The following is a 12,527-nucleotide window of genomic DNA, read 5'->3' as shown; positions in this document are numbered from 1 at the left end:
CGTCCGCTGCGCCGCACGATCCAGCGCGAGCTGGAGGACACGCTGTCGGAGAAGATCCTCTACGGCGAGCTGCGGCCGGGCCAGGTCGTCAAGATCGACATCGAGGGCGAGGGCGACGCCGCGAAGTTCACCTTCGTCGGCGAGGCGAAGAGCCCGGCGGTCCCGGACTCGGCGGCCTCCATCGCGGAGGCGGTCCAGCGCTGATCCGCCTGCGATAACCCGTTCCACCCGAGGGGCGCTCCGCAAGGAGCGCCCCTCGGCGTTTTCCTGCCTGCCTCGGTCACGGTGCGGTCACCTTCCCGTCGAGAGGGTGAGAACAGGTATCGCACCACCGGGCGTAGTACTACACTTCGTAGAGCCGTTCGCGGCACGTTCTGGGCGCGGGCGGATGGAATGTCATCCCTGCGGCGTACCGGACAATCCGCTGCGGGGCGGACGCGGAGGACCGGGCGCACGGGGGAAGCTCGGTCAGCCCGGGAGAGATCCCGGCGGTAGGAGGACCGAGGTCCCCATTCGAGGCGGGACGCGCCCTGTGGGCGGATTGGCGGTCCGGAAGTGCACAAGCCTTGGAGGCACCTGATGCGCCTGCTGCACGACGATGGGACGCTGGTTCACCTGGCCTACAACGCGGGCGTACATCCCGCCGAGGATCTGGAGAACCTGATCGCCCACCTCACGCGCTATGCCGTGCCGGTGCGCAGGAAGCTGGGAGTCGACCGGCTTGGCGTCGGCCTCTGGCTCGCTCCCGCCGTGGCGGACCACCTCGTCGCCGACCGCATCGAGCTCGTACGGCTGCGCCGGTCGCTGGAGGAGCGGGGCCTGGAGTGCGTCAGCCTCAACGGCACCGGCGGGCGCAACCAGGAGGTTCCCGGGCCCGACTGGGCCAAGCCCGAGCGCTACCGCTACACCATGGCGCTGGCCAAGATCCTCGCGTTCCTGCTGCCGGACGACGTGCAGTCGGGCGGCATCTCCACGATCCCCATCGGCTGGCGCCGCGACTGGCCCGCCGACCTGCACGCCATCGCCTCCCGCCGGCTCGAACGGCTCTCGCGTGAGCTGCGCGGCCTCTACAGCGTCACCGGCAAGACCATCAGGGTCGGCTTCGAGCCCTGGCCCGGCTGCGTGCTGGAGACCACCGAGCAGGCTCTTGAGCGGGTCTGCGACATCGACTCCGATCACCTCGGCGTCTGCCTGGACGCCTGCCACCTGTCGTGCGGCACCGAGAAGCCCGACGCGGCGCTGCGCGGGCTGGCTCTCGCCGGGGCTCCCGTGGTCAAGCTCAGCCACGTGCACAACCACAGCCAGGAGATCCCCAGCACCCAGCCGGTGATAGCCGACACGCTCACCGCGATCCTGTCCGGTGCCGTGAACGGCACCGCGCACGTCGAGGTGGAGGCCCACGACGGGACCTCTCCCAAGGCGAAGGGGCCCGCCGCCCTGGTGGCGAAGCTCGCCGACGAGCTCGACTGGACGCGCCGCAACCTCACCGCGCTCGGCCTCAAGCTCGCCGCCTGACCGTCGGCAAGCGCCGGGGCCGGCCGCCGTCGACTGCCAGCCCCGCGCCCACTCGGGCGGTCGGTCGTCCCGGCCCGCCGGGAGCACGAGCCGGACCTCACACTCGCTCTCCGGGCGGCGGGCGGCGGGGGTCACGAAGGCGACCGGCATGTGCCGTCGGGGAAGGCGCCGGCTCCTTAGCAGTGCCGTGCGCGCCTTCCGGGGGTCAGGAGGGCAACTGGTAGGTGCCGTCGGGGAGGACCTCGGCCAGGCCGTCGTCCAGGAGGCCGTCCAGTGCGCGTTCGCGCTGCACGTGGTCGGCCCAGACGGCGTCGAGCGCCTCCTTGGGCACCGGCCCGTGCGCCTCGCGGAGGACGGCGAGCAGGCGTCCCCGGCACTGCCGGTCGGTCCCCGCGTACGTCTGGCCCTGCCGCGCCGGGCCGTCGTGGGCCGGACGCCCGGCCAGCCGCCACGCGCACTGCGCGGTGACCGGGCAGCGCTCGCAGCGGGGCGCCCTGGCCGTGCACACCAGCGCGCCCAGCTCCATCACGGCCACGGCCCAGCGGGGCGCGCCCACCGGGGGCACCAGCGACTCCGCGAGCCGCCGCTCGGCCGCCGTGGTCGTCTTCGGCGGATACTCCTCGCCACGCACCGCTCGGGCCAGCACCCGCCGCACGTTGGTGTCGAGCACCGCGTGGCTGCCGCCGTACGCGAAGCTGGCCACGGCCGCCGCCGTGTAGTCGCCGATTCCGGGCAGGGCCCGCAGCTCGTCGTAGGTGGACGGCACGCGGCCGTCATGGTCGGCCGTGATGGCCCGCGCGCACGCGTGCAGGTTGAGCGCCCTGCGCGGGTAGCCGAGCCGCCCCCAGTGGCGTACGGCCTCGCCGGGGGACTCCTTCGCGAGCGCCTCGGGAGTGGGCCAGCGCTCCATCCACTCGGTCCAGATGGGTAGCACCCGGGCGACGGGCGTCTGCTGGAGCATGATCTCGCTCACCAGGATGCCCCACGGGGTCGCGTCCGGACGCCGCCAGGGCAGGTCGCGGTTGTGCTCGGCGTACCAGTCGAGGATGGGCTCACGTAAGGAGGCGGACACGCCCCCGACTGTACCGAGCGAGCCGGAGGGGCGCGGCCGTGCGCCGGACCGAGGAACGCGCGGGAGCGAAGCGGCCGAGCGGCGACGTGGGCGATGCTCCTGGTGGAGCACGTCTTCGGCATCGGCGGCCGAGCCGAGCATCTCGTAGGCCACGGTGAACAGAAGCCTGCGATGGGCGACGAAGGCCGCGGTGCGCCCCGGCACGACCCCACGGCCTGGAAGCGCCCCGACGAGCGAAGCGGGAGTCGCCGAGGAGCGTGCGGCGCTCGATTGCGCAAAGACCCGGCGAGGCTGCGATCTGGGAACGGGCAAGGATCAGCGAGGCGTTCCCGCCGGGCCCCCAGGGCTCCCCATACTGTCCGCATGGATCCGGACACTTTCCGTGGTGACGTGGGCGTCGAGGGGGCGGACGTCTACTGGCGCCGCCGGGTGTCGGTGCTCACGGGGATGCTCGTCGTGGTGGCGGTCGTGGCATGGGCGTGCAGCAGCGCCTCCGGACGGCCTGACGAGACCGCCGCCGCCGTCAAGGCGGCGCCCTCCGACCGGCTGGTCGTCTCGCTGCCCGCCGGGCCGGCCCCGAAGACGCCCGCCGTCTCCGGCGCGGTCGCGGGTCAGCCGTCGCCGTCCGCCTCCGCGGGCGTCTCGCCCTCGCCCGGCAAGCCGCGGCGTCCCGGCGACCCCTGCGACGAGAAGGACCTCGTGCTCGCGCTGCAGACCGGCCAGGACGTGTACGGCAAGGGGGTCACGCCGTCCTTCCTGCTGACGGTGGTGAGCACGAGCAAGGTCGAATGCACGGTGGACGTCGGGCCGCGCACCCTGGAGATGCGGGTGCTGTCGGGCGGCGATCGCGTGTGGTCGACGGCCGACTGCGTGGCGGGCGACGGCGTGGACAAGCAGCTGCTGGAGCGCGGCATCCCCTATGTCCGCTCGATCCGGTGGGACCGCCACCGCTCGGGGAGCACGTGCGCAGGCAAGCGGTCGCCCGCCGACCCCGGCACGTACGTCGCGACCGCGCACTCGGGCCGGCTGAAGAGCCCGAAGGTCGTCTTCCACCTGCGCTGAGAGAGGGTGCCGGTCGTCCAGCGCCTCGGCCGGCGGCTGATCGGGCATTCCACCCGGCACGCCGGGCGTCGTACGTCAGCCGGCAAGCCCAGCATCGGTGCGGAGCGCTGGGTCCCCTGGGTCCGGGAGGCGGACGTCCTGCTGGTGAATGGCGGCGATCCGCTGTTCCTGTGTCACTGGATGCGGAGGTCAGGGCTGGCGGATCTGTTGCCGTCGCTGAACGAGACGGTCCGGGCGGGGCTGAGCGCCGGGAGCATGGTGCTGACTCCCTGTATCGGCAAGCACTTCGTCCAGTGGAAGCCGCCCTCCGGTGACGACAGCATCCCCGGGCGTCGTCGACTTCTCGATCTTCCCGCACCTGGATCACGAACGCCTGCCGGAGAACACCATGGCCAAGGCGGAAAGGTGGGCGGCCGGGATCCCGAACCAGGCGTACGCGATCGACGACGAGACCGCCATCAAGGTGATCGACGGGCAGGTCGAGGTCGTCTCCGAGGGGCACTGGAAGCTGTTCACCCCCTAGATCATGAGCGTCGGCGACCTCTCCGTCCTCGTGCTCGCACCGCCGTGCCCGAGCGCATCGATCAGAGGTAGCGCTCCAGGATGGACGACTCGGCGAGCCGCGACAGGCCCTCGCGGACGCTGCGTGCCCGGGTCTCACCCACGCCGCCGACGGCCTGGAGATCGTCGGTGCTGGCCGCGAGCAGCTTCTGCAGGCCGCCGAAGTGGCTCACGAGCCGGTCGATGATCGCCCCGGGCAGGCGGGGGACCTTGGTGAGCAGCCGGAAGCCGCGCGGGCTGACCGGCGTGTCGAGCGCGTCGCCGCCGTGGTGACCCAAGATCTGCGCCACCTTCGACAGGTCGAGCAGGTCGCCCGACGACAGCTCGTCCAGCTCCCGCATGGCGTCGGCGTCGCCGTACGGACGCGCGCCGAGCGAATCGGGCGCGTAGTCGCGGATGATCTGCACCCGGTCGGTCTCCACGCCCGCGAACAGCTCGTCGAGCTGGAGGGACAGCAGCCGTCCGTCGGTGCCGAGCTCGACGACGTAGCCCTCGATCTCGCGGGCGATGCGGCGGACCATCTCCAGGCGCTGGACGACGACGGCCACGTCGCGCACCGTGACGAGGTCCTCGATCTCCAGGGCCGACAGGTTGCCGGAGACCTCGTCGAGCCGCTTCTTGTAGCGTTCGAGCGTCGCAAGGGCCTGGTTGGCCTTGGACAGGATCGCGGCCGACTCCTCCAGCACATAGCGGATGCCGTCGAGGTAGAGCGCGATGATCCGCATCGACTTGCTGATCGCGATGACCGGGAGCGAGGTCTGCCTGGCCACCCGCTGCGCCGTACGGTGCCGGGTGCCGGACTCGTCGGTGGGGATGGCCGGGTCGGGCACGAGGTGCACGGCGGCCCGCACGATCCTCTGGTGGGCCGTGTCGAGCACGATCGCGCCGTCCATCTTGGCCAGCTCGCGCAGGCGCGTGGCGGAGAACTCGACGTCGAGCGTGAACCCGCCGGTGCAGATGTCCTCGACCGTGCGGTCGTATCCCAGGACGATCAGGCCGCCGGTGTGGCCGCGCAGGATGCGCTCCAGCCCGTCACGCAGCGCCGTCCCCGGGGCGACCGCGGCGAGCACGGCCCTTCTGCGGTCGTCGATCGCCTTGTCGTTGTCCAGCACATCCACCCCAGTGGGCTCGCCCGGTCGTTAGCCGTCAGATCGTCTTCCCACCGATCCCTGTCGCGGCGAGATCCGCGAGGCGCTCCGCAGGCGCCCGGTGAAGCCCGTCGGGGGCGCGGGGGCGAGGCCACGGCCGACCGGGCAGGCAACAGAGTTTACCGGCGTGATGCCGTGCTCACCGGTGTGACGAGGGATCACCTGGCGGATCCCATGAGATTGAGGGCGTCCCACACGTTCTCCACCTCCGTGACCTCGAAGCCCGGTGCGAACGGCGTCGTACGGCCGGCAGGCGAGCGCAGCGCCACGAGCCGGCCGCGGCCCGCCGATGTCTCCGGACGCGGCTCCTCGTCCAGCGAACCGGTGGGCACCAGCGCCCTGGTGAAGCCGAGCCGGGCCGCCTCGGCCAGCCGCCGCCGGACGTCCCGTACGGGCCGCAGCTCGCCGGCCAGGCCGACCTCGCCCAGCGCGACGAGCCCGGGAGGCAGGGCCTGGTCGCCGGCCGCGCTGACGACCGACAGCATCAGCGCGAGGTCCACGGCGGGATCGGTCAGGCGGATGCCGCCCACCGTGGCCGTGAAGACGTCGCACTTGCCGATATTGGCGCGGAGCCGCCGCTCGATGACGGCGAGCACCATCGCCACCCGGTAGGAGTCGAGCCCGGAGGACGTGCGCCGGGGCTGGGGAGCCTCGGTCGGGCCGACCAGGGCCTGCAGCTCGGCCGGGATCGGCCGGGTGCCCTCGATGGTCACGGTGATGCAGGTGCCCGGCATCGGCTCGGGATGGCGGGAGACGAACAACCCGCTGGGGTCGGCGATCCCGGTGATGCCGCGCTCGTGCAGGTCGAAGCAGCCCACCTCGTCGATCGGGCCGAAGCGGTTCTTCACCGCGCGCACCAGGCGCAGCCGCGAGTTGCGGTCGCCCTCGAAGTGGAGCACGACGTCGACCAGGTGCTCCAGCACCCGGGGGCCGGCGATCGTGCCGTCCTTGGTCACGTGGCCGACGAGCACGGTGGACATGGCCCGCTCCTTGGCCAGGCGGACCAGGTTGCCGGCGACCTCCCTGACCTGGGTCACGCCGCCGGGCACTCCGGTCGCGTCGGCCGACCCGATCGTCTGGACCGAGTCGACGATGAGCAGGCTCGGCTGCACCTTCTCGACGTGCGCCACCAGGGCCGACAGGTCGGTCTCCGCGGCCAGGTAGAGCCTGTCTTCGATCGCGCCGATGCGGTCGGCGCGCATGCGCACCTGGGCGGCCGACTCCTCGCCGGTCACGTAGAGGACGGTCTCGCCCCGCGCGGTGCGGGCGGCGGCCTCCAGCAGCAGCGTCGACTTGCCGATGCCCGGCTCTCCCGCCAGGAGCACGACCGCGCCGGGGACGAGGCCGCCGCCGAGCACGCGGTCGAGCTCGGAGACTCCGGTCGTCCGCGCGCTGACGACCTCGGCCTTCACCTGTCCGATCGGGACGGCGGGGGCGGAGACCGCGCCCGGCTTGACCACGTGGACGCCCTGCCGGGCGCCGGCCTCCTCGACCGTGCCCCACGCCTGGCACTCCCCGCACCTGCCGACCCACTTGACCGTGGTCCAGCCGCACTCGCCGCACCGGTACGCCGGTTTCGCTGCCTTGCTCACGTGCGGGAGGTTACCGGCCGCCGCCGACAATCCCGCCGGAAACCGCGGCGGCCCCTCACGAAAGCGGTGCCCCTTCCGGCCGATGGCGTTCCTTACGAGCAGCGGTGGCCCTTCCGAGAGACAGCGGCCCCTCCGCGCAACGGCGTCCCTTTCCGAAGTGGCGGCTTCACCGGAAAGCGGTGCCCCTTCCGGCCGACGGCGGCCTCTCCGGGAGAAGGCGGCCGGACTAGCCTTGCGGCTTCTCCGGCACGTAGAAGGCGGTGGTGCCGGCCACAGCCGCGTTCACCACGTCGTCCGGCGCGCCGGAGGCCCGGTATGCCTCGCCCCACAACGTGCTGCTGAGCCGCATGAGCTCGCGCGCCTCCTCCGACTGCTCCCACGCGGAGGGGTCGTCGATCATCTCGCCGCGCAGGTGCAGCCCGAGCCCGAGCAGCGCCAGGTCCCAGCCGACGCCCGTGGCCCCGGGACCGAACTGGTCCCAGAACTCGGGCGGGACCACGGCGACGTGCTCCAGCTCGAACACGGTGCGGTCGTCGCCCTCCGGGCTCAGCCGCACCTCGACCTCGCTGAAGCCGGGGTTCTCGCCGAACAGCCAGCTCACCCGCAGCAGCCGGGGCGGCTCGCAGCGCAGGATCTCCCCGCCCGCGTTGCCCTGGAGCTGGTAGTGCCCGCCGAGCTTCAGCTCGCCGCTCACCGGGAGGAACCAGCGGCTGATCCGCTCGGGGTCGGTGCAGGCGTCCCACACGTCCTCGATGCCGGCGTCGTAGGTGCGCCGCAGCAGCACCGTGCGGGCGTCGCCTTCCGGCAGGTCGCGCGAGCCGACCGCGCGGTGGACTTGGTTGATCATGTCGATGAAGTCGCTCATTGGCCGTTCTTCCGTGTCGGTCCGTCCGTCGTGGGCTGTGTGCCCGGCAGCGTGACGGTTGCGTCAGCGGCCACGCTGGTGGCCGCGCTGGTGGCCGCGCTGGTGGCGGCGTTGGTGGTCGCGTCATGCGCATCGCCGCCGTGCCGCCGTCCGAGCCGCCGCTCCCGGCTGCCCCGCGCCAGTTCGGTGCCGAGCGCGTCGCTGCGCTGCCCCCAGAAGCCGCGGAACCGCTCCAGCCAGGCGTCCGCCTCCCGCAGCGGCGCGGGTTCGAGGGCGTACAGCCGTCGCGTGCCCGCGGCGCGTACGGACGCGAGCCCGGACTCGCGGAGCACCCGTAGATGCTGGGAGATGGCCGGCTGTGAGATCCCGAACTCGGCGCGGATGGCCGAGGTGAGCGCGCCCGACGTCTGCTCTCCATCGGAGAGCAGCTCCAGGATCCGGCGTCGCACCGGATCCCCCAGCGCGTCGAATGCGTGCACGCGCCCACTATGCCGAGAGCCGCTTATAAAAGTCAACGCTTATATAAGCGGCCCCCGGTGGACGGGCATGACTAGAAGTGGCCCGCGAGGTCGGCGAGCAGCAGGCGCTTGGGCTTGGCGCCCCTGATCTGCTGGACGATCTCGCCGTCCCGATAGAGGTTCAGCGTGGGGAAGCCCAGGACGTGGTAGCGCTGGGCGATCTCGGGGTGCTCGTCGGCATTGATCTTGGCGACCGTGAGGCGGTCGCCGTACTCGGCGGCGATCTCCTCCAGGATCGGGGCGATCATCTTGCACGGCGGGCACCAGTCGGTCCAGAAGTCCACCAACACGGGCTTGTCGCTGTGCAGCACCTGCTCGTCGAAGTTCTCCGTGGTCAGTGTGATCATGACTCTCCTCGTCGTGTGAGAAGACAGCCGGGGCAGGCGTCGGCGAACTGGGCGGCGACCTCGGCGCGGCGGGCGAGCAGGTCGCGGATCTCCCGGTCGATCTCCGCGAGCTTGCGCCGATAGACGGCCACCGACTCCGGGCAGGAGCCTCCCGACGGGTGTCCGGACCGCAGGCAGTCCACGAACGGGCGGGCGTCCTCCAGTGTGAAGCCGACCGACATCAGCTCCCGGATCTCGGTGACGATCCGGACGTCCGACTCGTCGTACTCGCGATATCCGTTGGCCGAGCGGCGCGACCGGATGAGGCCCCGCTGCTCGTAGTAGCGCAGCGCGCGGGTGCTCACTCCCACGCGCCGGGCCAGCTCGCCGATCCGCATCGGCCCCTCCTCGGCTGTCCTGGCACGACGCTAAAGCTTGACGCCGGTGACAAGGTCAAGCCCGGATTCAGAATTCCCGCCAGCGCAGGACGTTCGGATAGCCGATCTCCAGGCCCTCGACCTCGCGCAGCGCCTCGGCGGCCACCTCGGGCGTGAACTCGATGCGCAGCACCGCCTCCAGGTCGGCCCGGGATCGGAACGTCATCCGCAGGTCGAGCTCCTCGCGTCGCCAGCCCTGCCGGGACCAGAAGCGCTCCACGGCCTCGGGGGAGTACGACGGCAGCGAGCGGCGGAACCAGCGGCCGAACGCCCCGCGCGCGGCGTCCACGTCCACGACGAAGGCCGCGCCGCCCCGGCGCAGCACCCGCCCCAGCTCGCGCAGGCCGGGCTCGCAGCCTGGCCCGAAGAAGTACGCCCACCGGGCGATCGCCACGTCGGCCGACGCGTCGGGAAGGGGCAGCGCCTGCGCGGTGCCCGTACGCACCGAGACGTTGGGCAGCGACGCGCAGCGTGCGGCGGCCTGCGCGGCCAGGCCGCCGTGCGGCTCGACGCCCACGACCCGCCCGGCGGACGCGGCGAGCGCGGGCAGGTGGAAGCCGCTGCCACAGCCGATCTCGACCACGGTCGCGCCGCCCCACGGCCGTACGGCCCGCATCGCGGCCTCGGCCGCGCCCGCCGGCCCGACGGCGAGGTTCTCCAGCTCGTAGATCTGGGGAGTGTTCCAGATGTTCGGACTGGGTACGGCTCCGCTCACGATCCGTGCCATGCGCCCCACATTAGTTGGCGACCTTGGGTAGTTGATTGTGGCGAAGCGGCGCAGGGCGCGGGTGCGGCTTAGGCTGGATCCGTGAACGGGCGCATGGAGCGAACGGACGGCCACGGCCACGGCACTGGAACGTGCCCGCGGGCCGCCAGGGGAGGCTGGCCTCATGAGTGACATCCGCGTGCCCAGCGGCAAGGTGGCGCTGTCGACGGCGTCGGTGTACCCGGAGCGGACGCCGGACGCCTTCGAACTTGCCGCCCGGCTCGGGTACGACGGCGTAGAGATCATGGTGGGACAGGACCCGGTCAGCCAGGACGTCGAGGTCCTCGAACGGCTGCGCGACCACTATGAGATCCCGATCCTGGCGGTGCACGCGCCCTGCCTGCTGGTGACCCAGCGGGTGTGGGGCCGCGACCCGTGGCTGAAGCTGCGCAGGGCCCGCGAGGCGGCCGAGCGGCTGGGCGCGCAGACGGTCGTCGTGCATCCGCCCTTCCGGTGGCAGCGCGACTACGCCAGGGACTTCGAGAGGGGCCTGGCCCGGATGCGCGAGGAGACGGACGTCGTCTTCGCGGTGGAGAACATGTTCCCGTTGCGGGCCAGGGGCAACGAGGTCGTGCCGTACGCGCCGGACTGGAACCCCATCGACTACGACTTCCCCCAGGTGACGCTCGACCTGTCGCATACGGCGGTGTCCGGGTCCGACGCGATGGAGATGGCGACCAAGCTGGGCGACCGGCTGGCCCACCTGCACCTGGCCGACGGGGTGGGCACCACCAACAAGGACGAGCACCTGGTGCCCGGCCGGGGGTCGCAGCCCTGCGGGCCGATCCTGGAACGCCTCGCCGGCAACGGTTATCAGGGCCTTGTCGTGCTGGAGATCAACACGCGCAAGGCCGCCAGCCGCAGCGAGCGGATCGAGGACCTGACCGAGGCCCTCGCCTTCGCGCGGCTCCACTTCGCCGCCTCCTCCACGGCCTCATGAACGAGCGGATCGCGGACAGCCACCGGGTCTTCGACCGCGTCTCGGAGGAGTACGACGCGGCGAGGCCGCACTATCCCGAGGCCCTCTACGTCGCGCTGGAGAACCTGTCGGGGGTCCGGCTCGCGGGGGCGACCGTGATCGACGTTGGGGCGGGCACCGGCATCTCGACCCGGGGGCTGCTCGACCGCGGCGCCCGGGTCGTCGCCGTCGACCGCGGCGAGCGGATGCTGGCCCGGTTGCGCGCCCGCACGGCCTGCCCGGCCCTGCTCGCCGACGGGAACGACCTGCCCTTCCGCGCGGGCGTGGCCGACCTCGTTACGTACGCCCAGGCGTGGCACTGGCTCGACCCTGCCCTGTCGGTGGCCGAGGCCGTACGCGTGATCGCGGACGGCGGCGCGATCGCAGGCTGGTGGAACAGCGTGGATCCCGGCAAGGCCGACTGGCTGGCGGCCAACCAGGTGCGGCTCGCCGAGTCGTGCCCCGGCTACATCGGGCCCGTGCTGCCCGGGTGGAGCATGCCGCCGATCGCCGCGGCCATGTCCGACGCCGGTCTCGCCGTGGCCGACACCTGGGTCGGCTGGACCAGGTCGGTGCGGCTGGAGGACTTCCTGACCGACCTGCGCTCCCACTCGTACATGGCGAGTATGGACGGAGACGTGGTGACGGAGCTGCTCGCCAGGGAGCGTGCCGAGCTCGGCCGGGTGTTTCCCGACGGGCGGCTGACCGTCCCGATGCGCGTGTATCTTGCGGTGGGCCGCAGGGGCTGAACTGAAGCGGGGATCGATGTGACGACGGAGGTGCCGGAGGTCTCGGGCGGCAGGCGGCGACCGGGGCGGCGGCCCGGCCGGCGTCCGGGCTCGGCGGACACCCGCGGCGAGATCCTCGCCGCGGCGCGCAGGGTCTTCGCGGAGAAGGGGTTCGACAAGGCGACGATCCGCGGCATCGCCCGGGAGGCCGGGGTCGATCCGGCCCTCGTCCACCATTATTTCGACACCAAGGAGGGCGTGTTCGTCGCGGCCATGCGGCTGCCGCTGGACCCCTCCTCGGCGCTTCCGCTCATCCTGGCGGGGCCGCGTGAGGAGGTCGGCGAGCGCGTCGTCCGTTTCGTCCTGATGATGACGGCGGACCCGGCGGCCAGGGAGCCGCTGCTGGGTCTGGTGCGGACGGCGATGGTGAACGAGCAGGCCGTCGGCATGGTCAGGGAGTTCCTCTCGACGGCCGTCCTCGGGCGGGTGGCCGAGGCGCTGGACGTCCCGCCGCTGCGGATGGAGGCCGCCTTCGCGCAGTTGTTCGGCGTGGTGATGACGCGGTACATCCTCAGGTTCGAGCCGCTCGCCTCCGCCGACGTCGACGAGATCGTCGCGCTGGTCGGGCCCACCGTGCAGCGCTACCTGGCCGGATAGATTACGGCCACCCCACTCGTACCCTCTTGTAGAGCTTTGTTCTAGTATCGTGCCGTCGGCGGGAAACGCAGTGACGAGCGCCACTCGCCGAGCGTGACGCAGGATAAGTTACTCGCCGGTACCATTCGGGAAGCGCAGACGTTATCCACAGGGCGGGGCACAACCGCTCTTGCGAGGGCGCCGCGCCCCTACGCTGGCCGCCGACGTTCGATATTGGAGGGACTCGTGCTCTGGGTAGCGATTGCAGGCCTCATCGCGACCGCCGTGGCGGTCGGGCTGGCGGGCCGTCGCGTGCTGTTCCTCTATCGGCTTGCCACCAGCG

The 12,527-nt window shown here is 72.1% G+C and carries 14 protein-coding genes and 2 pseudogenes; 8 read left to right on the top strand and 8 right to left on the bottom strand.

Annotated elements, in window-relative coordinates:
- Both FLV34_RS37520 and FLV34_RS37515 read left to right on the top strand, forming a co-directional pair.
- Positions 1-204, top strand: a 204-nt coding sequence (locus FLV34_RS37520) for a hypothetical protein (RefSeq protein ID WP_147945395.1), incomplete at its 5' end; no start/stop codon positions are given.
- Positions 205-579: 375 nt separating this feature from the next.
- On the top strand, positions 580-1,515 hold the full coding sequence (locus FLV34_RS37515) for a TIM barrel protein (protein WP_142649461.1): 936 nt from the start codon (positions 580-582) through the stop codon (positions 1,513-1,515).
- 205 nt (positions 1,516-1,720) lie between these two features.
- On the opposite strand, the gene FLV34_RS37510 is transcribed toward FLV34_RS37515, so the two are convergent.
- Positions 1,721-2,587 (bottom strand): A/G-specific adenine glycosylase, encoded by an 867-nt coding sequence (locus FLV34_RS37510; protein WP_315985228.1) that lies wholly within the window; start codon positions 2,585-2,587, stop codon positions 1,721-1,723.
- Between the two features lie 363 nt (positions 2,588-2,950).
- On the opposite strand from FLV34_RS37510, the gene FLV34_RS37505 reads away from it, so the two are divergent.
- The 3 genes and pseudogenes from FLV34_RS37505 to FLV34_RS42980 all read left to right on the top strand — a co-directional run bounded on the left by FLV34_RS37505 (position 2,951) and on the right by FLV34_RS42980 (position 4,172).
- The gene (locus FLV34_RS37505; RefSeq protein WP_147945394.1) at positions 2,951-3,649 is read left to right on the top strand and encodes a hypothetical protein; all 699 of its coding nucleotides are present in this window, start codon (positions 2,951-2,953) and stop codon (positions 3,647-3,649) included.
- A 6-nt stretch (positions 3,650-3,655) separates the two neighbouring features.
- Positions 3,656-3,922, top strand: a pseudogene (locus FLV34_RS43515) (Type 1 glutamine amidotransferase-like domain-containing protein); the annotation flags it as partial.
- Positions 3,923-3,959: 37 nt separating this feature from the next.
- Positions 3,960-4,172, top strand: a complete 213-nt coding sequence (locus FLV34_RS42980; protein ID WP_261986052.1) for a hypothetical protein — start codon at positions 3,960-3,962, stop codon at positions 4,170-4,172.
- 61 nt (positions 4,173-4,233) lie between these two features.
- On the opposite strand, the gene disA is transcribed toward FLV34_RS42980, so the two are convergent.
- The 7 genes and pseudogenes from disA to FLV34_RS37465 form a co-directional block, all read right to left on the bottom strand.
- Entirely contained in the window at positions 4,234-5,328 is a 1,095-nt protein-coding gene (disA, locus tag FLV34_RS37495; RefSeq protein ID WP_260617376.1) for a DNA integrity scanning diadenylate cyclase DisA, read from the bottom strand.
- Positions 5,329-5,516: 188 nt separating this feature from the next.
- Positions 5,517-6,950, bottom strand: a complete 1,434-nt coding sequence (gene radA / locus FLV34_RS37490) for a DNA repair protein RadA (protein ID WP_142649458.1) — start codon at positions 6,948-6,950, stop codon at positions 5,517-5,519.
- 226 nt (positions 6,951-7,176) lie between these two features.
- Positions 7,177-7,815 carry an SRPBCC family protein gene (locus FLV34_RS37485; RefSeq protein WP_142649457.1) on the bottom strand — a complete coding sequence of 213 codons (639 nt, stop codon included), beginning with the start codon at positions 7,813-7,815 and terminating at the stop codon, positions 7,177-7,179.
- A 164-nt stretch (positions 7,816-7,979) separates the two neighbouring features.
- Positions 7,980-8,294: pseudogene (locus tag FLV34_RS37480) on the bottom strand (ArsR/SmtB family transcription factor); the annotation flags it as partial.
- Between the two features lie 71 nt (positions 8,295-8,365).
- Entirely contained in the window at positions 8,366-8,680 is a 315-nt protein-coding gene (gene trxA, locus FLV34_RS37475) for a thioredoxin (RefSeq protein ID WP_147945392.1), read from the bottom strand.
- Positions 8,677-9,057 (bottom strand): MerR family transcriptional regulator, encoded by a 381-nt coding sequence (locus FLV34_RS37470; RefSeq protein ID WP_142649454.1) that lies wholly within the window; start codon positions 9,055-9,057, stop codon positions 8,677-8,679. The genes trxA and FLV34_RS37470 overlap by 4 nt, the downstream gene beginning before the upstream one ends.
- 67 nt (positions 9,058-9,124) lie before the next feature.
- Complete coding sequence (locus FLV34_RS37465) at positions 9,125-9,823, bottom strand: class I SAM-dependent methyltransferase (protein ID WP_147945391.1); 699 nt, start codon at positions 9,821-9,823, stop codon at positions 9,125-9,127.
- A gap of 163 nt (positions 9,824-9,986) precedes the next feature.
- Here FLV34_RS37465 and FLV34_RS37460 point away from each other — a divergent pair, with 163 nt between their 5' ends.
- Genes FLV34_RS37460 through FLV34_RS37450 form a run of 3 tightly spaced genes read left to right on the top strand, consistent with a single transcriptional unit; the run spans position 9,987 to position 12,205 of the window.
- Positions 9,987-10,802, top strand: a complete 816-nt coding sequence (locus FLV34_RS37460; protein ID WP_142649452.1) for a sugar phosphate isomerase/epimerase — start codon at positions 9,987-9,989, stop codon at positions 10,800-10,802.
- Entirely contained in the window at positions 10,799-11,569 is a 771-nt protein-coding gene (locus tag FLV34_RS37455) for a class I SAM-dependent methyltransferase (protein ID WP_142649451.1), read from the top strand. The genes FLV34_RS37460 and FLV34_RS37455 overlap by 4 nt, the downstream gene beginning before the upstream one ends.
- A gap of 18 nt (positions 11,570-11,587) precedes the next feature.
- Complete coding sequence (locus tag FLV34_RS37450; RefSeq protein ID WP_221889958.1) at positions 11,588-12,205, top strand: TetR family transcriptional regulator; 618 nt, start codon at positions 11,588-11,590, stop codon at positions 12,203-12,205.
- The last annotated feature ends 322 nt before the right edge of the window (positions 12,206-12,527 follow it).

It is taken from the genome of Microbispora sp. CSR-4 (assembly GCF_008033685.1).
Taxonomy (GTDB): domain Bacteria; phylum Actinomycetota; class Actinomycetes; order Streptosporangiales; family Streptosporangiaceae; genus Microbispora.
The sequence above is the reverse complement of the archived record's forward strand: the minus strand, read 5'-3'. Positions and strand labels throughout refer to the sequence as shown.